General features: G+C 43.6%; 15 protein-coding genes. 10 read left to right on the top strand and 5 right to left on the bottom strand.

Annotation, left to right across the window (positions count from 1 at the left end; translation table 11 throughout):
* Positions 1 to 838: 838 nt before the first annotated feature.
* Positions 839 to 3,526, bottom strand: coding sequence for a bifunctional acetate--CoA ligase family protein/GNAT family N-acetyltransferase (locus ICV36_RS06855; RefSeq protein WP_215399967.1), 2,688 nt, complete (start codon positions 3,524 to 3,526; stop codon positions 839 to 841).
* Entirely contained in the window at positions 3,527 to 4,453 is a 927-nt protein-coding gene (locus ICV36_RS06850) for a histone deacetylase family protein (protein WP_215399966.1), read from the bottom strand.
* A 353-nt stretch (positions 4,454 to 4,806) separates the two neighbouring features.
* On the opposite strand from ICV36_RS06850, the gene ICV36_RS06845 reads away from it, so the two are divergent.
* Both ICV36_RS06845 and ICV36_RS06840 read left to right on the top strand, forming a co-directional pair.
* Entirely contained in the window at positions 4,807 to 6,030 is a 1,224-nt protein-coding gene (locus ICV36_RS06845) for a hypothetical protein (RefSeq protein WP_215399965.1), read from the top strand.
* A 667-nt stretch (positions 6,031 to 6,697) separates the two neighbouring features.
* Positions 6,698 to 7,036, top strand: a complete 339-nt coding sequence (locus ICV36_RS06840; protein WP_215399964.1) for a P-II family nitrogen regulator — start codon at positions 6,698 to 6,700, stop codon at positions 7,034 to 7,036.
* On the opposite strand, the gene ICV36_RS06835 is transcribed toward ICV36_RS06840, so the two are convergent.
* Genes ICV36_RS06835 through ICV36_RS06825 form a run of 3 tightly spaced genes read right to left on the bottom strand, consistent with a single transcriptional unit; the run spans position 7,023 to position 13,975 of the window.
* The gene (locus ICV36_RS06835) at positions 7,023 to 7,946 is read right to left on the bottom strand and encodes a transglutaminase family protein (protein ID WP_215399963.1); all 924 of its coding nucleotides are present in this window, start codon (positions 7,944 to 7,946) and stop codon (positions 7,023 to 7,025) included. The two genes, ICV36_RS06840 and ICV36_RS06835, sit on opposite strands and share 14 nt — an antisense overlap.
* A 9-nt stretch (positions 7,947 to 7,955) precedes the next feature.
* A complete protein-coding gene (locus ICV36_RS06830; RefSeq protein WP_215399962.1) occupies positions 7,956 to 10,568 on the bottom strand; it encodes a circularly permuted type 2 ATP-grasp protein in 2,613 nt (870 codons plus the stop codon).
* An 11-nt stretch (positions 10,569 to 10,579) separates the two neighbouring features.
* Positions 10,580 to 13,975 (bottom strand): DUF2126 domain-containing protein, encoded by a 3,396-nt coding sequence (locus tag ICV36_RS06825; protein WP_215399961.1) that lies wholly within the window; start codon positions 13,973 to 13,975, stop codon positions 10,580 to 10,582.
* A gap of 173 nt (positions 13,976 to 14,148) precedes the next feature.
* On the opposite strand from ICV36_RS06825, the gene ICV36_RS06820 reads away from it, so the two are divergent.
* The 8 genes from ICV36_RS06820 to ICV36_RS06785 all read left to right on the top strand — a co-directional run bounded on the left by ICV36_RS06820 (position 14,149) and on the right by ICV36_RS06785 (position 20,152).
* Positions 14,149 to 14,808 (top strand): glutathione S-transferase family protein, encoded by a 660-nt coding sequence (locus ICV36_RS06820; RefSeq protein ID WP_215399960.1) that lies wholly within the window; start codon positions 14,149 to 14,151, stop codon positions 14,806 to 14,808.
* Positions 14,809 to 14,810: 2 nt separating this feature from the next.
* Positions 14,811 to 15,248: a cupin domain-containing protein gene (locus ICV36_RS06815; protein ID WP_215399959.1), complete on the top strand. Its 438-nt coding sequence runs from the start codon at positions 14,811 to 14,813 to the stop codon at positions 15,246 to 15,248.
* The gene (locus ICV36_RS06810; RefSeq protein ID WP_215399958.1) at positions 15,239 to 15,577 is read left to right on the top strand and encodes a hypothetical protein; all 339 of its coding nucleotides are present in this window, start codon (positions 15,239 to 15,241) and stop codon (positions 15,575 to 15,577) included. Before ICV36_RS06815 ends, ICV36_RS06810 begins: the two co-directional genes overlap by 10 nt.
* Positions 15,574 to 16,791 carry a polyhydroxyalkanoate depolymerase gene (locus tag ICV36_RS06805; RefSeq protein WP_215399957.1) on the top strand — a complete coding sequence of 406 codons (1,218 nt, stop codon included), beginning with the start codon at positions 15,574 to 15,576 and terminating at the stop codon, positions 16,789 to 16,791. Before ICV36_RS06810 ends, ICV36_RS06805 begins: the two co-directional genes overlap by 4 nt.
* Positions 16,792 to 16,808: 17 nt before the next feature.
* Positions 16,809 to 17,024, top strand: coding sequence for a hypothetical protein (locus ICV36_RS06800; RefSeq protein ID WP_215399956.1), 216 nt, complete (start codon positions 16,809 to 16,811; stop codon positions 17,022 to 17,024).
* 14 nt (positions 17,025 to 17,038) lie between these two features.
* Positions 17,039 to 17,830 (top strand): methylmalonyl-CoA decarboxylase, encoded by a 792-nt coding sequence (gene scpB, locus ICV36_RS06795; protein ID WP_215399955.1) that lies wholly within the window; start codon positions 17,039 to 17,041, stop codon positions 17,828 to 17,830.
* 6 nt (positions 17,831 to 17,836) lie between these two features.
* On the top strand, positions 17,837 to 18,262 hold the full coding sequence (locus ICV36_RS06790) for a BLUF domain-containing protein (RefSeq protein WP_215399954.1): 426 nt from the start codon (positions 17,837 to 17,839) through the stop codon (positions 18,260 to 18,262).
* Positions 18,263 to 18,448: 186 nt separating this feature from the next.
* Positions 18,449 to 20,152, top strand: coding sequence for an amidohydrolase (locus ICV36_RS06785; RefSeq protein WP_215399953.1), 1,704 nt, complete (start codon positions 18,449 to 18,451; stop codon positions 20,150 to 20,152).
* The last annotated feature ends 131 nt before the right edge of the window (positions 20,153 to 20,283 follow it).

Raw genomic sequence — 20,283 nt, 5'->3', positions numbered from 1 at the left:
AGGAACAATGTGTTATCAGTATGGGGGATTCCCTAATGTTGACAATGACATAAATCATGATTTATTCCTATGTATAAAAATGCTAGGCAAACTTGATATAAATCAAATTGATTTCTGGCTATATTTAGCGGCAAGTTTCATCGCTACTCCCTTCGCTGCTTTAGCAAAGGCTTCGTCACTATCATTCTCTAACTGCATCCAATTCTTAATCTTTCGCTGTTTCAGGTGATTGCTTTGATTTGGCCATTGCGGTTGCTATTGTGGTATTTTCTGTTAACTCAGGCGTTTGGTTGGGCATGATGGTTATGTCGTCATAACTACCTTTAATCCAGAGGGGCTTGAAAAGTGTAGTGGTTTAGATATTGCGCGTTATGACTCAAAGCATCTGCATGATCAATTTGGAAAATCATTCAAATTAATCTATAGCTCCATCGAGCTTCATAAAACAACTAAGGGAGCTACACAGCAGTTTTTGTATTGTTTTGTTGTAAGGAGTGTGGTCAATATTTTCATTAATTTGAGCCCCTGGAGGAAGGTTCAAGTCTTGGTGTGTCCACCAGAAAAGTAAAGCCTCATCAGCAATGTTGGGGTTTCGTTTAGTTAAGAATTTAAAAGGGGTGCGATTAAATTCCTAACGGCAAACCCCTAAGTAGTAAGGGTCGTAAATTTTGGAATTTTGTTGAGCCAAAGTGAATATCCCGAAAAGCAATATTTTATTTAGTGGGTCTGGCGAGATTGACTTCGTTGAGATTTCGCTTTCAAACCCGCGATCATTGGATTTAAAAAGACTTTTTGCGAGGGATATGATTAATGTTGTATTGATTGTTTTGGTGCTTATTTACAGTTTTTTTCTGACAATTTTGAAGTCTGGATCATCGATCATGTTTTCAACAGAAAATCCAAGGGATCTCATAAGTTTTAGCATTCCGGGATTTTTTGAAAGTACAAGCCCATCAATTTCAGATAGGCCTTTATCACGCGCAACATCCATGATGTTAAGCATGAGACGCGATCCAATGCCTTGACCTCCAAAATCATCCGTTACTACAAGAGAAAATTCGCAACTAGACTTATCTGGGTTGGTGCTGTAGCGCGAAACCCCAATGATTTTTTCAGTTTCTACCCAGGTACCATTTTTTTCTATCTCTGCTTCTTTTACTATGGCTACCAAAGCCATTTCACGATCGTAGTCTATCAGTGTAAATTTTGCCGCCATTGATGGTGGTAGCTCTGGCGCATTGGAGATGAATCTAAAATAGCGTGTCTCATCAGAAAGTGTTTTATAAAATGCCTTCAACATCTGAGCATCATCTGGATGTATGGGTCTAATTTGGTATTCGCCCCCATCCTTGAGGGGGTACATTTGTTCATATTGGTGTGGGTAAGGAAGAATTGCGAGATGGTTATAGATACCGCTCTGGCTATTGTTTAGTTGGTATGAATTGCTTACTACGATCCTAGCGTCCACAGCAATTGCCCCAAACTCATCGACAATGATGGGGTTAATGTCCATTTCTATAATCTGAGGTAGTTCGCAAGCCATTTCAGAAACCCGCATCAGAATATGCTCGATTGCCTCTATGTTTGCTGGAGGTGTGCCTCGCCATTCTTCTAGGGTCTGAGCAATTCGAGAGCGTTTGATAAGTTGTTGAGCAAGATATTGATTTAAGGGTGGTAATTCCATTGATTGATCGTTCAGAAGTTCAATCATCGTGCCGCCAGCACCAAATGCAATGACTGGTCCAAATGGCTCTTCATTGACGAGACCTATATAAATTTCCCGCCCACGTTTATTGCGAACCATTTTTTGAACGGTAATACCATTTATTTTTGCATCTGGAAGGAGATGAGATACGGTCTGGGTCATATGACTGAATATATCCCTGACCCCAAGGGCATTCATAACATCTAGAGCTACACCATTAACATCTGATTTATGGCTTACATCAGGCGAATCAATTTTAAGCGCTACAGGATAGTCAATTTGATTGGCTATCATGATTGCTTCATTAGCACTCTTGGCAAGAATAGTCTGGGTAATCGGTATATGGAATGCGGAAAGAAGGGATTTCGACTCCATCTCCGTTAGTACAGTTCTTCTGGAGGCTAATACATTTTCAATGATTAATTTAGCACCCTCAATGTCGGGGCTATTAGATTTGGAGAGTGGTGGCGGAGTTTGTTGGAGTAATTTTTGATTGGTATAAAAGCTTGAGATATTTGCAAAGGCCCCAACCGCTGCCTCTGGGGTTCTAAAGGTCGGTATATTGGCATTGGATAAGTTAAGCCTGCTCTCAACTACAGAAGAGTCGCCGATCCAGCAACTAAGCAAAGGTTTATTAACCTGTTTCTTAATGTCCGCAATAGCATTGGCTATAGTCAGGCTGTTAATCGATGGTTTTGGGGAGTAGATTACTAAAATACCATCAACATATTTGTCGCTATTGGCAATTTCAATAGCGTTGCAATATTGTTCCGCTGTAGCCTCTTCTGATAGGTCGATTAAGTTTTCAAGTGATGCTAGCGGTGAGAGTAGCGGCCTTAGCTTATCATTCGATTCCGTGGAAAGTTTTGCTAGTTCCAAATTATTTTCACTTACCCGATCTGCTGCTAAAACACCAGGCCCACCCCCATTTGTGATGATTGCAAGCCTATTGCCAACGGGCCGGTAGCTAGAGGCTAGGCATTTTGCCGCAGAAAATAGATCAACAAACGATTTGACTCGTACAGCGCCAGCACGGCGTATGGCTGCATCAAAGACAGCATCAGATCCTACGATGCTGCCGCAATGAGTCTTTGCTGCTTCGTTGCCTGCTGGCTTATGTCCAGACTTGAGAACAATGACGGGCTTGATGTTGGCGGCCGCGCGCAGTGCGCTCATGAATTTTCTTGAGTTGGTAATGCCCTCAAGATAAAGGACGATGCTATGAGTTTTACCATCGTTCCCTAAAAAATCAAGCAGCTCAGCAATGTCTACTGCAGCATTTTGTCCAATGGAGGCTACAAATGAAAAGCCCACTCCATTCGTTTTTGCCCAGTCAAGCATGGCGGAAGTCAGCGCTCCAGACTGAGCTATTAAGGCAAGAGGCCCTGGGCTTGCAAGATCTCCCAATACGCTGGCATTGAGATGGAGGTGGGGTCGCTGAAAACCCATGGTATTCGGACCTAATAACTTAATGCTGTAGTGCTTTGCCAGCTCTTTTAATTGATTGCTGGTGGGTATATCTATCCCAGTTGAAATGATGACGGCCGATTCATGCTTTAATCGACCCGCTAAATCTAGTGCGGTAATAAGTTCAGTAGCGGGCAGGGCGATAATGGCCAGCCCCTTTTTCTTTAGATCATTTTTATTGAAGTCAATGGGTACGGCGATGTCAATCCGCTCAACTTCCCCTGCATAAGAAGCTTCTTCAAATAGTTTTAGAAGGATCTCTAAATAAGGGATTGATTCTTGCGGGGTTTTCCCGTTAACAAATATTGAGATGGACCTTGGGTCAAATAGGGAATTTAAATAATGCTTTTCCAATTAATCAACTCCAATTAGTACTTTAATATGAGCGGCAACGCTGCGGGCAAGGGGGCTCAGAACATAACCGCCTTCTAGACAGGAAACAATGCGGCCATTGCAATATTTTTCAGCAACCCCCATCATTTTTTTAGTGACCCACTCATAATCAGATTCGACTAAGCCTAGATTTCCCATGTCATCTTCTCTGTGGGCATCAAATCCAGCAGAGATGTAAATCATTTGTGGTTGAAATTCCTCAAGTGCAGGAATCCAGTATTTTTCAACTGCCTCTTTAAATACATCGCTCTTAGAGCGTGTCGGAATGCCGACATTGATCATTCTTTCTTCTGGAATAAATTCTCCAGTAAAAGGGTATAAATCTTTTTCGAAGATAGAGCACATTAAGACTCTTTCATCACCTCGAAATATGTCTTCACTTCCGTTGCCGTGATGAACATCAAAATCTATTAATGCGATTCTCTCCAGGCCGCGTACATCTAGTGCATGCCTTATACCGACTGCTACGTTATTAAAAAAACAAAATCCCATTGCCGCATCATGTTCAGCGTGATGGCCAGGGGGTCGTACGCAGCAAAATGCATTAGAAGCCACGCCATCAATCACTAAATCGGTTGCTTGAACTGCAGCCCCTGCAGCTCGCAATGCGGCATTAATCGTGAATGCGTTCATCTTGGTATCAGGATCAACTAATTCATACCCTTCTTTTGGGGCTTTAGCGATAAGTTCATTTACGTAAAGCGCTGAATGTGCTCTAGAGAGTTGTTCAACTGATGCCAGAGGGGCATCGTACTCATTCATAAAATTAATATAACCAGTAATTAATAGCTGGTCGTTGATTGCGCTAATTCGTTCAGGGCATTCGGGATGACATGATCCCATTTCATGGCGAATGCAGTCCGGATGCGAGATAAAGGCGGATGGCAAGTTATTTCCTGAAAATATCGTAGATTCCTTTAGTATCTATCTGAATGGCTTTGCTTCATTTGATGCAAAGCAAATATGGGTTACTTTTTTTGTTTTTTAGAGCAAAAGAAGGGCCTCTAGATTTCTCAAGGGGCTTTTGTATAACTGGTGGTCGGGCGAGATTCGAACTCGTGACCAACGGATTAAAAGAAGGCGTTGCTCTTCATAATCTCATATAAATCAATAGTTTATAGGACCAAAATATGAGTGTGCGATGGAGTACGCGACTGCAAAGTTCGCTTCTGTATACCGGATTTCTAGTTTTTGATTTCTTGAATTTGATGAGCTAATTTGGTAACTATTTAAAATAAGAAATGTTGATCAAATTCATTCGGCAAAAATTGCTTCCGCAGTTTGTATTGCTGTTTATAGGCTGGACTTGCTTTTCAGCTGCAACCGCTGCTGAACCCTCGCCATCGAATTTAAACGCTAACAATTCAGCACCCACCTTTTTGAATATAGGCTCTGACGATGCAACAAGGTCAAAACCACATTGGATTTTGTCAGTCGAAGCAATTGCACTAAAGAGATCAAACAGTAGCGCAAATCAACCATTAGTAAGTACGCTTCCTGGTACGGATACTTTTGGTCAAACAGCATATAAACCTACAACCGAGGTTTTTAATAGCAATCAATTTCAACAGGGTAGTGCTATTGGTCCAAAGTTCACTTTGGAATATTCCGGTAATTCTGACTATGGTTTTGAGCTGTCCTATTTCAGCGTCCAAAATTTGAATGCAAGCAATACTATTGGACCCTCTAATCCTGGTAATTGGTATGTCATGAAGGCGCCCGGCTCCTTTTGGCAAACCCAAGACTTTGCTTATCAAGGAATGACTTGGAGTTCATCAACTAGCTTACATAGTGCCGAGGCTAATGGAAAATTTAAGGCATCTGATAGCTTAAGTTTTCTGGCTGGCGTTCGATGGTTACAACTAAAAGACAGTCTTGTAGGATCGGTTACCCCTGGCGATCAAAATGTTCCCTCATGGAAAGCGGGGGGATGTGCTCCAGCAGGATTGACACCAGATCAAACCAAGGAATTTATTGCTAGAACTACCTTGTCTCAAACAAACCAAGCATGCGCTTCAGGTGATGCTATCAGTGGTTACCCACCTTTTTGGACTACAAATACAAGTAATAATCTTTTTGGCTTGCAGCTTGGGGCCCAGGGAAAGTTATTTGAGATTGGCCGACTATCATTTGGCGGCTCTCTAAAAGTTGGAGCATTTAATAACCAAGCCACACAAAATGATGCAGTAAGTATTACTAAAGTGATGTATTCAACAAGTTCCACAGTGAATCGAATGGCATATGCTGGAGAAGGCGTCATTCAGCTTAAATATTTGATTACAGATGATCTAGCTATAAAAATGGGCTATCAAATGCTCTGGTTAAATCAGGTGGCTTTGGCGCCTGGCCAAATACCTTATGTCTACTCAGGAAGCAACCCTACAAGTGTCAATGCTAGGGGCGTTAATACTAGTTCAAGCATCCTATTTCAAGGTGGCTCCCTGGGGCTGGAGTATTTATTCTAAATAAAATATTTGACGACATCTTATAACTTAAATTCTTCATGGTGGATCAGGTGAGATTCAAACTCGCGATCAACGAATTAAATGAAGTCGTGGGTCTTCAAAATCCGAAATAAATCAATGATTTGTAATACCGAAAGCCACTGTGCAGTTAAGTGTGCAATTGCTACTGGGTGCAAAGTTCAATGCCTCATTACTATTTCTCTATAAGAACGAACTCGCCTAGAGAGATTTTTTCCCTAAACTGAGAAAATGAGAAGAGGGCTTTGCTCACTCCAGAATTTAAGATTTCAATCTTCCCCTCAGGAGTAAGGTTTGCCAGATACTCTCCAGCGGGAAATAGGATCTCTGCTATGTTGTCTTTGCTTGTGGAATAGGCGCTAAGGATCAGCCCTTTGGTAATTTCGATTCGCATGCCAAAGCATATGTTGAAGTTCTCGGCATAAAAGAATTAATTGCACGCTTTTGTACTTACGCTGCACCAAAATGAGTCCGATTGAATTCAACTCAATTAATTCCACATGGCTTTGGGGTGGAGCCATTATGGTTAATTCTTTAGCACTTATCGCACTAATAAAGTGCAGATATTTGTTTATTGTTATAAAAATAATTGTCTAATGACTTTATAGAAAATTTTGTGCAATGCACTAATCACATCTCATGGTTAGCTATGAAATTAATTACTGCAATCATTAAGCCTTTTAAATTGGATGAAGTTCATGAGGCTCTTGCCCATATAGGCATTAATGGAATGACATCTTATGATGTACGCGGATTTGGTCGCCAGAATGGACATACCGAACTTTATCGAGGTGCTGAGTACGTTATTGATTTCATATTGAAATTAAAAATTCAGGTGGCCGTTAGTGACGAGTTATTAGATGATGCTTTGCGAATCATTTCTAAAGCGGCATATACCGGCAAGATTGGTGATGGGAAAATTTTTGTGAGTCCGCTTGATGATGTGATTCGTGTGCGAACTGGAGAGTCTGGTCCTACCGCTCTATAGGCCTTACTGTCACTGCTACATCTAGCGTGTGATCTGATCCACCATGTATCACACCGCGTATGGGGGAAACATCTGCATAGTCCCTCCCTTGCGCTAAATGAATATAGTCTTCGCCCGGTGATCCATAGCCCCAGCGATTATTTGTGGGGTCTAAGTCGCACCATAATCCACCATGAAGTAGTCCGTTTTCATCAACGCTGGGTATATAGATTGATACCCAGGCGTGTGAAGCATCTCCACCGATTAAGCGCGCTTGTCCAGGCGGTGGGTTGGTGAGAATATATCCGCTAATGTACTTTGCAGGCAGACCTAAGCTTCTCAAGGCACTAATGAGAATATGAGCAAAATCTTGGCAAACACCTTCGCGCTTATTTAAGGCTTCTATAGCTGGTGTGCCGATGTCTGTGCTCTTGCTGACGTAATGAAATTCACCATAAATTCGTTGAGTGAGATCGATGGCGGCCTCAAGAATTGGTCTGCCGGTAGTGAAATTTGCTCTAGCAAACTCTGCAAACTCTGGGCGTAAATTAATGAATGGTGAAGAAAATAAAAATTCTGAAGCGGGGTCCCATTTAGTTTTAGAGTGATAACGAAAGTATTCTCGTACCAGTTCCCAAGCGGGCGTTTCTGCTGGTTTTGAACCAACTAAGGCAATATTGCTTGTCTGAACGATGGATTTTGCAGAAATGAGAAGTTCGCTATGGCGATTTTGCAGGGAAAAGAAGGTGCAAATATTCCCGTAGTTGTCTAAATTCTCTTCAGACCATGCAGGTTTTGGATTAATCGCTACCTCAGATTCTAAAACCTGCTGGCTATTAAGAGATGTGGGTTTGAGGTGCGCAAAATGCTGTGCTATTTCTACATTTGGATCATAGGAATAGTGCGTATCGTGAATAATTTCTAGCAGCATAGTCAATATTTATAGTTGAACGCTGTATTCGTTCTTGTGCACTAAATTAAAGTATCGAGCACTAATTTCATCGGAAACATTCCAGGCGGATTGTGAAACAGCTTGCAGGCAACCCCTTAATTCAGAGAAATTACCAAATTCATCCACGGAGGAGAGTTTGAATAAATCAAAATCCTGAAGATTGGTAACGCTACGCGTGAGTTCATCTGGATGATTGCGTTCTGTGCCTGCTAATTTTGATAGTCTGGCGCGCAAAGATTTGCTAACCCATGCTAAAGAGCGTGGATTTTCATCATCCAATACCAAGAGGCTTACAAGCGGGGCGATTTCACGACTTTGTTGGTGCTGCGCATGAAAGGTAATCGTGCTATCAAATAAATTGAGCAGTGCCGTATATCCAGAGCTATCGGTATTTGGATTGAATAACAAGCCCATCTTAATGGCAGAGTCTAGGACAGTTGTAAAGAACGATAAACGCTCAATATGCCGACCTATTGAAAGCAGTTGCCATCCATCATCACGTGTCATGCGATCGGTTTGAGCGCCTGTAATGGCTGCTAAAGAGCTGCTGGCTTGTTTAAGGGCGTCAAGTGCTAGGGAAGAGGAGTAATCGTGGAAAGTGGAGGCTTTATGGCAATCTTTCTCGAAGCTATCAATGCAGTGATTGATTGTGCTCCATTGCTCAGTAGAAAGACGCTCGCGGATATTGGATGCGGTGCGCTTCATGGCATTGAGATTAAAGCCTACGCTAGTAGTATCCTTGCTTGTATTTAAAGAATTGATCAGTGTTCTTTCAAAAATACGATGTCGAATATCGCTTTGATCAAAATTGCTGGGTACGCCATCAGGTACAAGTCCATACTGATGACAAAGATGCTCTAGCCATGTCCATAAAGAGCGTGATGGGGTGTATTCACTATTAATGCTCTCGAGGTAGAGCTTAGCCAAGCGTAGGATGTTTTCACTTCGCTCAGTGTAGCGTCCGAACCAATAGAGATTTTCTGCGGCGCGACTGGTCACCATCCGTTTTCGGATGCTGAATTCTTTGGGTTGAAGTGCTTGCTGAGGTTGTGACTCTTCCTGAGGTGGCATTTGATTGCTTTGCACCCATACGTCCGCACTACTACCACCCCTTTGCATGGAGGCAATTCCTGAATTATTACCCGCTATTCTGGCGAGTCCTCCAGGTAAAACTTGCCAGCTATTCTTGCCATTGCTTAGAGCAAATACTCTCAGCATATAAGAACGTGGCTCTATTAAAGAAGCATCATTCACATTAAAGGCATTAAGCCATGTAGGCATTTGCGCCAGTGGAATATAGGTTTGCACTGTATGCTCATCAGGCTGCCGCGTAATCTTTCCAACCCATTCGTCAAGTTGTGCTTGCGCTAGTTCGCCACCTAGGACTGAGTCGTAACTCTGGCGGCCAATACTATTTGGATAAGTTGGCTTGATAGCGCTGCGACTTAAATTTGGAATTGCGGCCTCTAATGCTGCACGCTCACCACACCACCAGGTATCCATTGCCGGTAATTGAATTTGTTCACCTAATAGGTGCTCACTAATCGCTGGTAAAAAACCCAAGAGCGCTGGCGATTCTAAAAATGCAGAGCCAGGCGCATTCGCCAAAATAACATTACCGGTTCGAATGGCTTGTAATAATCCGGGGACGCCTAAAGTTGAATCTGAGCGCAGCTCCAGTGGGTCCAAAAATTCATCATCCAAACGCTTGAGCAAAATATCAACTGGTTCTAAGCTGCGCACTGTTTTTAAATACACACGTTGATCTCGAACGGTAAGGTCGCCACCCTCTACCAGAGTTAATCCAAGGTGTCGGGCGAGATAAGCATGCTCAAAATACGTTTCGTTATAGGGTCCTGGGGTTAGGAGGGCGATATGGGCATTTGCGCCTGCAGGACTCTCGAGCTTCAGAGTATCAATTAAATCTCGATAGGCATTCGCCAAATGTGCGATATGCATTTGCTCATACGCTTTTGGGAACTGTCTAGAAATTAAGTTTCGGTTCTCTAATAAGTATCCCAAGCCAGAAGGCGCTTGAGTGCGCTGTGACAGTACAGACCATTTACCATCGGGCGCTCTCGCTAAGTCAAAGGCAATAATGTGTAAATGCTTGCGCTCATGAAAATTTGCACCGTACATTGCTCGCAAGTAGCCTGGATGACCATAAATGAGTGCAGGAGGAATGAATCCCTCTTTAAGCAAAGTTTGTGGTCCATAAACATCTTTCACAATGCCTTCTAGTAGCTTGGCGCGTTGCAAAACGCCTGATTCAATTTCCTGCCAAGATTCGGGGCTGATGATGAGGGGAAACAAATCAACGGACCAGGGCCGTTGTGGACCAAATTCATCGGCATAGACGTTGTAAGTAATGCCGTTGTCTTGAATTTGGCGATGAAGCTCAATGGTGCGTTGATCTAAATCAGAAAGACCAAATTGCTCTAACTGTTCAAAAAAAGTTTTCCAGTGCGGTAGCAGATTTGATGAGCCTGCTCGCAATTCATCAAAATGCCCCTCTTTCGCTTTGGGGGCTAAGCGAGCAATTTCATCTACCAGCGGAAGATTGGCGGAGGATTTCAGGGGGTTAGCTTGGGGAGAGTCCACAGCCTATTGTCTCATCGACGCATATCGAGCGTAAATGGGAATTCTCTGCTGGCCGACAGATTGATATTGGCTTGCACTCCTTCTATTAACCCTGGTGTATGACCCATGCGGAAGAAGCGAGCAAGTCTTCTACTCTCGGCTTCATAGGCATTTACCGGGAAGGTGTCGTAATTACGTCCTCCTGGGTGGGCTACATGGTACTGACAGCCGCCTACCGAGCGTTTCATCCAAGTATCAATGACATCAAAAACCAGCGGAGCATGAACCCCAATGCTTGGATGCAAACTTGATGGAGGATTCCAAGCCTTGTAGCGTACGCCTGCTACATATTCTCCGGCAATACCTGTTGGCTGAAGCGGTAATGCTTCTCCGTTGCAGGTGATGGTGTAACGACTTTGATTAAGCCCGGTGACGCGTACTTCAATGCGTTCAATAGAGGAATCGACGTAGCGTGCGGTGCCACCGCCAGTACTTTCTTCGCCCATGACATGCCATGGTTCAAGACCATTGCGTAAAGTAATCTCGGTGCCCATGGTTTGCACTTGCCCAATTAATGGGAAGCGGAACTCAAGATGCGGCGCAAACCATTCGGGTTTGAAGTTGTAGCCACATTGCTGCATCTCTTGGATGACATCATCAAAGTCCATCTTGACAAAAGTTGGCAAGAGACAGCGATCATGTAGTTCGGTGCCCCAGCGAGTGGCAGGTGCAAGATAAGGTTCATCCCAAAAGCGAGCAATCAGCGCACGAATAAGTAGTTGTTGGACAACACTCATGTGTGCATGAGGAGGCATCTCAAAGGCGCGTAATTCAAGCAAGCCTAATCGACCAGTCTGACTATCTGGGGAATACATCTTATCAATACAGAATTCACTGCGATGAGTGTTGCCAGTGACATCAATCAAAATATTTCGTAAGGTCCTATCGACTAGCCATGGAGACATACTAGAACCATATTTTTTGCGGTTCCCATGTATTTCTTTGAGGGCAATTTCAAGTTCGTAAAGCTGGTCGTTGCGAGCTTCATCTACTCGTGGAGCTTGGCTGGTTGGACCAATAAACATGCCGCTAAAAAGGTAGCTCAGACTAGGGTGGTTGTGCCAATACAAAATTAAGCTGGCTAATAATTCCGGCCTACGTAAAAAGGGGCTATCGACTGGTGTTGCTCCACCCATAACAAAGTGGTTGCCACCACCTGTGCCGGTATGGTGACCATCGGTCATGAATTTTTCAGCGGATAAGCGAGATTCAAAAGCAGCTTGATATAAAAATTCGGTATGCTCCACCAATTCATTCCAGTTATGAGCCGGATGAATATTGACTTCTATCACGCCAGGATCAGGGGTGACCTGTAACAGTTTGAGTCTTGGATCACGTGGAGGCGGATACCCCTCAATCACAATTTGAAACTGTAACTCTTCGGCTGTGCTTTCTACTGCTTGCAATAGATTGAGGTAGTCCTCTAAACGTGCTAGTGGTGGCATGAATACATAAAGCGCACCATTCTTGCCGCCATGCTTATTCTCTGCATCCGGGCCATTTGAGCGCATGGGATCACGGGTTTCGACACACAATGCAGTTCTAGTGATCCATGCGGCAGACTCTTGGCGCTGTGGATATCGAGTATCTTGTGATTGGCTCCATATCGTTTGGCCTTTTATAGCCGTACGTTCATTTAATTTTTGCTGTTGGCGAATAATTGGTGCTGCAGAAGGTAATGGGGGTCTAGGAGCAAATGGATCTTGCTCAATCATGTAGGGGTAGTCAGCCTTGCTTGTCCAAGGCAGGGAATCTAATGGCAGGCGATATCCCATGGGTGAATCACCAGGCAGTAGATAAAGGCGGTCATCACGATAGAACCATGGACCAGTTTTCCAATTGGTATCAAAATAGTTCTGAGCTTGGCCTGCTTCTATCGGCAACACATAACCGATGACAGAGTCCAGTTTTTGCGTAAAGACGCGCTTTAAGCGTGTGCGCTCCATCTCATCGTCTAAGTTGGATTTGAATGGATCCACATTGACTGGGAGCTTGGATTCGCGCCATAGGTAATAGAAAACATCCTCATAGGCAGGCTCAATAAATTGATCATCTAGTCCTAAATTTTTAGATAGTGTGCGGATAAATTTATCGGCATCCTTGCTCGTGTACATGATGGGTTCACGTTCATCAGCAAAGAGTTTGGGGTTTTTCCAAATAGGGTGACCGTCAGCCCGCCAATATATTGACAGTGCCCATCTGGGTAATTGCTCGCCTGGATACCATTTGCCTTGTCCAAAGTGCAGGAAGCCGCCATCACCATATTGCTTACGCAGACGTTCAACGAGATCAGTTGCATAACCCCGTTTAGTGGGTCCGAGTGCATCCACATTCCACTCACGTTCATCGCGACCATCGATGGCAACGAAGGTTGGCTCGCCACCCATTGTTAGGCGCACATCACCGATCTCTAATTTGTTATCAACCTCGTGACCAAGTTCAACAATGGCTTTCCATTGTTCCTCGGTGTAGGGCTTAGTAACACGAGGAGATTCATAAATGCGAGTCACTTCCATCGTGTGTTTAAAGTCTACTTCGCACTTATCGACACCGCCTTCGATTGGAGCAGCGCCAGAAGGTTCTGGGGTGCAGGCTACGGGAATGTGGCCCTCACCAGCAAACAGACCAGAAGTAGGATCTAGACCAATCCAGCCTGCACCAGGCAGATACACTTCACACCATGCATGTAAGTCTGTGAAATCTACCTCTGTACCACTAGGGCCATCAAGCGCCTTCACATCAGGTTTCAATTGAATAAGATAACCTGATACAAAGCGTGCGGCTAAGCCACTTAGGCGTAATAAGTTCACCATTAACCAGGCAGAATCACGACATGAGCCGCTGCGTAAATCTAAGGTTTCATCGGGAGTCTGAACACCTGGCTCCATTCTAATGAGGTAATTGATATCTTGTTGAATTTGTTGATTCAGCTTTACTAAGAAATCAATCGTACGCATTTCGCTCCGATCAATTTTCTTGAAATACTTATTTAAAGTTGCATTTCGCATTCTTCCTAAATAAGGACGCAATTCCTTTTTCAGCTCGGAGTTATAGCTAAATGGATAATTTTCTGCCTCAGGTTCAAGAAAGAAATCAAATGGGTTGTACACCGCCATCTCGGTAACCAGGTCAACGGTTACCTTAAATTTTTTAACTTTCTCGGGAAAAACTAAACGGGCTTGATAGTTCGCGTAGGGATCCTGTTGCCAGTTAACAAAGTGTCCTTCAGGTTCAACCTTGAGTGAATAAGAAAGAATATGGCTCCGGCAATGGGGAGCTGGACGAAGACGGACCACTTGCGGACCAAGCTCTACTAAGCGGTCATAGTCATATTCGGTAACGTGGTGGAGGGCGGCATGGATCGACATACCTCAAAGTCTATGAGTTCACCACAAGAGTGCATTATTGCGCCGCACAAGATTAGTGCGATAAATATAGACATGCCCAAAATTGGTTAAAAAGCGTCAAAAAGAGGGCGAAAAGAGTAATTAAGGGGTTTCAGAAGGAATAAGTTGTAGTTGCACTCCTTTTGAAAGTCGATATGTCTCAGCAAACTACCTTGACGATCAGCAGTAAAAACTATTCATCCTGGTCCTTGCGTGGCTGGCTCATGCTCAAGCTCTCTGGGTTGCCATTTCAGGAGGTTGCGGTGCATCCAGATGATGTGGATAACCGTGCTGAACTATTGTTGCTCTCGCCATCGATCTTGGTGCCGCGTTTGGATCACGATGGCTGCAAAGTTTGGGACACCATGGCCATTGGGGAGTACCTCAATGAGCTAAATCCTAAAGCTCATCTCTTGCCAAAGGATCCTATAGCTAGGGCATATTGCCGCTCAATATGCGGTGAGATGCATTCCGGGTTTTCTGCTCTCCGAGCGTCATTGCCCATGAATATCAAAGCAAAATTCTCATCATTCAAAGTTTGGTCGAAAGCCCAAATCGACATCAATCGTATCTTGGTGATTTGGCAAGAGTGTCTATCTACTTATGGCGGCCCGTTCCTATTTGGAAAAGAACCTACCTTAGCTGATGCAATGTTTGCACCGGTTGTAACCAGATTCCTGACTTATCACGTTGAGCTTGATAAGGTGAGCGAGCAGTACTGTGCGCACATCATGGCGATGCCCGAGATGAAGGAATGGGTGATGGGCGCCCTTGAAGAACCCGATGATATTGAAGAACTTGAAGTGGAGTTTTAATCATGAATGCACCAGTTAAATTTAAAAGTGATACTGATTTTTCCCATGTAAAGCCAGCGGATACCCAGTTTTTGCCAGGCGGCTTGAGGGACTTCTTTCTGTACCGCGATCTAGGAGTGGCTAAAGCTACTAAAGGGAAAGTGATTGCTCATTTGGTAAAAGCTAATAAGCCGCCTGTCGATGGCACTGGTTGGCACTATCACGTGGCTGAGTTTCAAATTGTCATTATGAATAAAGGGTGGGCCAAGTTCATGTATGAAGACAAAGTAACTTTGGTCGAAGCGGGTGATGTCGTACATCAGATGCCAGGAATTACTCACTACCTATTTGATTACTCGCCAGATATGGAGTACTTAGAAATTGTTGGTCCCGCAGATTTTGAAACGGTTCCTGTATTGAATGGTCCGGCAGATGTGCCTGGAGTGACGCCATGGAAGTAGCAAGTAAACATCCTTTAGCTTCTGATTTTGCAGTGCTATTTCAGCGCATTGTAACGTTGGCTGAAGAACTCGATGGTATGCGTGAGTACTACCGTGAGCTTTATAAAAAGATTGAGTCTGGTGAGTTGTCGGCAGCCAATGATCGGGAGATGGATCTCCTTAAAATATTCAATGTTGCTGGTTTTATAAACCTATCTATTGTCTCCGCTCAAGCGGCACAAACTGCGGCCATTATTGCAAATGACGTTTCTTTAAGCAGGATATTTGACCCTACTTTAAAAACAACTGAACGAGCACTACGTCATATAGAAAGTGGTGCATATAAATGATGTACAAGGCGTATCAAACCTTCTCAAACTTGCATGATCCTGTTCGTTTATTTGCGAAAGCATCAGAAAGGGTATCCAATAATTGGTTTGGTAATTTCGCCTTAAATCCAATGCAGCGACTTGCAGCACATTATGAGCAAATAGCATTACTGGGATTTACACATACAAGGCCTGATTTCAAAATTGATACGGTGCTCGATTCCTTTGGCGTGGAGCATGCCGTCAAAGAAGAGTTGGTGTACTCCACTCATTTTTGCAACTTGATTCGCTTTACAAAACCAGGGATAAGCCAGCAGCCAAAAATTCTATTGGTAGCACCGATGTCTGGGCACTTTGCTACTTTATTGGCAGGCACCATCAGAACGCTTTTGAGGGATCATGATGTCTACGTTACTGATTGGTTGAATATTCGCGATATTCCTTTAAGTTGCGGAGAGTTTAATTTTGATTCTTATGTAGAGCACATTATTAATTTTTTGAAAATTATTGGGCCGCAAACTCATTTAATGGCAGTGTGCCAGCCTACAGTGGCTTGTTTGGCGGCAATAGCCATCATGTCTGAAGAGAAGAGTCCTTATGTGCCAGCCAGCCTGACATTGATGGCAGGCCCAATCGACGTGAGTCAGAGCCCAACGAAGGTGAATGAGTTGGCCACCAGCAAACCGATCACTTGGTTTGAAGAAAAATTGATTGGCGTTATTCCAGGCTCTTTTGATGGCGTGGGTCGCAAAGTTTATCCAGGCTTCCTGCAGCTTATGGCGTTTATGAGTATGAACCCTGATCGTCATGCTGAGTCATTCAGAAAGCTATATGACTATCGAATTAGTGGTGAAACAGAAAAGGCGGATGCCATACATGATTTTTATGAGGAGTATTTTGCGATCATGGATCTATCAGCCCCTTTTTACTTAGAAACAATTCAAAAAGTCTTTATGGATCGAGATCTTCCCAAAGGCAAGTTAACTTACCAAGGAAGGTTGGTAAATCCCAAACTCATCAAGAAGACTTTTTTGCTCACCGTTGAGGGTGAGCGTGATGATATCTGCGGTATTGGTCAAACCTTGGCTGCGCAGGATCTTTGTAGTGGCCTACCTGGCTATATGAAATCACACCATTTGCAAGCAGGCGTTGGCCATTACGGCGTATTTAATGGAAAGCGCTGGGAGGGGCAGATTTACCCAGTTGTTCGTAATCACATTCAATCAGCCTTATAAATTCAAGGAGGGAAATCATGGTCGTTTACATCACTCGCAATGTCATCGCTAGAATGCGTCGCAATGATGGCACTGATAAGGGCAGTCTTGCATTAAATCCGGGGAAATATGAAGCCAATAAAACCAATGATGGCGCACTAGAAATTTTGCAAGATGCTGGTGAGCCGGTTTATCTGCTGCCCTTCGTCTTATGGGAAAAGATGGAGTTAGGCGATGTTTTAATTGCGGCTTAAAAAATATTTTCCAAATGAATTATAAGTACATCAAAATTGAACAGGCAGACTTGATTGCGACTATTCGATTTAATCACTACAGCAAAAGAAATGCATTAAGTGAGTGTCTAATCCAAGAGATGCATGATGCTCTGGAAGTTTTTGGTAAGGAAGACGTACGTGTATTGGTGCTTAGATCAGATAGAAAAAATAAAGTTTGGTCTGCAGGTCATGATGTAATGGAATTGCCGAGGTCTGAACGAGATCCTTTGCCGGCTGATGATCCTGTAATGGTGCTACTCAAGTCTATTCGCGCTTTTAGGGCGCCGGTAATAGCAATGGTCGATGGTTCTGTTTGGGGTGCATCCACTGATCTGATAATGAGTTGTGACATCGCCATGGGAGATCATGATTCTACTTTTGCGATCACACCAGCCAAGCTAGGTCTTCCGTACACCGCTAGTGGCATTCTTCATTTTATGTCCCGAATGCCGCTTAATGTAGTAAAAGAGATGTTCCTAACTGCCGATCCGATTGGTGCTGATCGTGCGCTACAAATTGGGATTCTTAATCATCTTTATGTATCAGGTGAGTTAGAGGCAAAGACGTATCAAATGGCTAGAATCATCGCCTCACGTTCACCTCAAGCTAATTCAGTACTAAAAGCGCAGGCCCAAATGCTCTCGGATGCAGCAGTTATGAATCCCGCCGTTTTTGAACACCTTCAGTCATTACGTAAAAATGTCTATATGGGTAGCGATTATCGTGAGGGCATAACAGCATTCCTTGAAAGACGTGATCCAGTTTTTGGTCAAGCCGTCAAGTAGGGCCCTGTGTTAGTAGATCAACAATCTCTGATTGAGTTTGGCTATATCAGCAGAGCTAAAAATCGTTTTTCAAATTTAGAGTTAATTCAGCTATTTGATAAAGCATTTAACTTCAATACAGCAAATGGAATTACTGGCGTTTTATTTTATGAAAATCGATATTTTGCTCAAATATTAGAGGGTACCAGGGAAGATATTTCCCGTCTATGGAAGCAAATACAAAACGATAATCGTCATGTAATTATTCGTGAAATAGGCTTTCGGGAGATTGATCAGCGCACATTTCCCAGTTGGGGTATGCGATTCTTTGGCGCTGATCGAATTGCGAAACATGTCCCAAATTTAAAACAACATCTTAATGGGTTGCCTGGGAGTGATTCCAAGCTCTTGACTTTAATGCGTTCAGTTGCGGCTTTAGATAGGTCGCAATGATGGAAATAGTTACGTTAATTGTCGGGTAATTAATTTATCAGGGTTACCCCCTACCAAGGAATTGCAGTTCACGAAGATGAGCTTAATCAATTCCATTAGTATTGAAGTAGGCTTCAATGTAACAATTTCTGTTACTCAAATTTTCAATTCAACTCATTAACAACACATCAATATCAAGGTCTGATAATGCGCTTTTTACACCATCTGATGATTTCATCTGCTGTCTTGATTGCCCAATCAGCAATTGCAGCTGGCACCGCAGATACCATTTTTTATGGCGGCCCAATAGTTACCGTCAATGCAAAGAATGAAGAAGCACAAGCGCTTGCTATTCAAAATGGCAAGATTGTTGCCGTTGGCACAAAAGATGCTGTTACTAAAGAATGGCAAGGCAGCACTACAAAGGTCATCGATCTAAAAGGCCAAACTTTAATGCCTGGTTTTGTTGAGCCTCACATTCACATCATTGGCACCACAATGAGTGAGGTATTGGGTTTAAATTTGTCGAACTTTACTTTGCCATATGACACCTTAGATACCTTGGCTGCCAAAATGAAGGCACACCTTAAAACATTGCAGCCTGGTCAGTGGTTGGTAGGCTTTGGAGTTGACCCTTCCCGTACTCAACCATTTATGGCTGAATTAAATGCCGATATATTAGATAAGGTGTCTACTACAGTACCTATTTTTATCGTCAATCAATCTGGCCATATTGCTTATGTGAATCACAAGGCTCTTGAATTGGCTGGCGTGAATGAGAGCACACCTAATCCTGGTGGTGGTGGCAAGTACCTCAAGGACTCACAAGGGAAGTTGACCGGTGTAGTGCTCGAGCCGCCTGCATTTTCTGCATTTATGGCAAAGATGCCTCAACCAACTTCAGCGCAATTGGCTGGCGGCGTTAAGAAAACTGCGCGCATGATTGCGTCAGCAGGCGTTACTACTTCCGCGGAAATCACCGTGGGTTTTGTTTTGGGCTTAGAGAACGAACTTAAGCTCTTCAAAGAACTTACTGCAAACGAAGGTCTGCCAATTCGGGTGAGGGGTTATTTATATGGTCCAGCCATTCCTGCTGGCTTTAGTTCAATCAAACCAGGCGATGGTGATGACCGTCTTCGATTTGTGGGTGTGAAATATGTTTCTGATGGATCTACGCAAGGACTTACTGCGGCACTAAACGATCCTTATACATATCCAAAAGGAACAAAAAATACTGGTGACTTGGATTACGGCGCCGATGATCTTTATAAGCAAATCAAAACTTACTTTGATCAGGGTTGGCAAATCGCCGTGCATGCGAATGGTGATCGCGCCTTAGACCAAACCTTGGGTAATTATGAAAAATTGCTGGCTGGTAATCCCCGTCCTCAAGAGCGTCGCTTGCGGATTGAACACTTCACCATCAATACTCCCGATCATGTGAAAAAGGCAGTAAAACTGGGAGTCATTCCCGGCTTCACGATAGGTCACGTCGATTATTGGGGTGAAGCATTTCATAATGAAATTGTGGGCGCTCAGCGCGCTGATCGTATCGATCCTTCTGCAGACTTTAAAAAGGCGGGCGCACGCTTTGCCTATCACAGTGATTCTCCGGTTTCCAATGTGAGCCCTCTAAACTATATTTCTGAAGGTGCGGGACGTTTGTGGCAAAAGCCACCGCGTAAAGTGTTGGGTGCGGATCAGCAGGTGAGTGTTGATGATGCTATTCGTGCGGTCACTATTAATGCTGCCTATGAAATGTTCTCTGATGACAAAGTGGGAAGTTTGGAAGTTGGAAAACAAGCTGACTTGGTAGTGCTCTCTGCAAATCCTAGAAAAACCCCAGTAGATCAAATTCGTAATATCAAAGTGAAATCCACTTGGATTGATGGTAAGCAACAGTCCTGGTAATAGAGCCTATCTTTATCAAAGAAACTGTCTCGGTAGATAGAAAAACCACCTTCGGGTGGTTTTTTGTTGCCTAGACGCACATTTGCTGGGTAACCCGACAAACTATATGCCCATTGACATCTTGTAATCGA

It is taken from the genome of Polynucleobacter sp. MWH-UH35A (assembly GCF_018687075.1).
Taxonomy (GTDB): domain Bacteria; phylum Pseudomonadota; class Gammaproteobacteria; order Burkholderiales; family Burkholderiaceae; genus Polynucleobacter.
The sequence above is the reverse complement of the archived record's forward strand: the minus strand, read 5'-3'. Positions and strand labels throughout refer to the sequence as shown.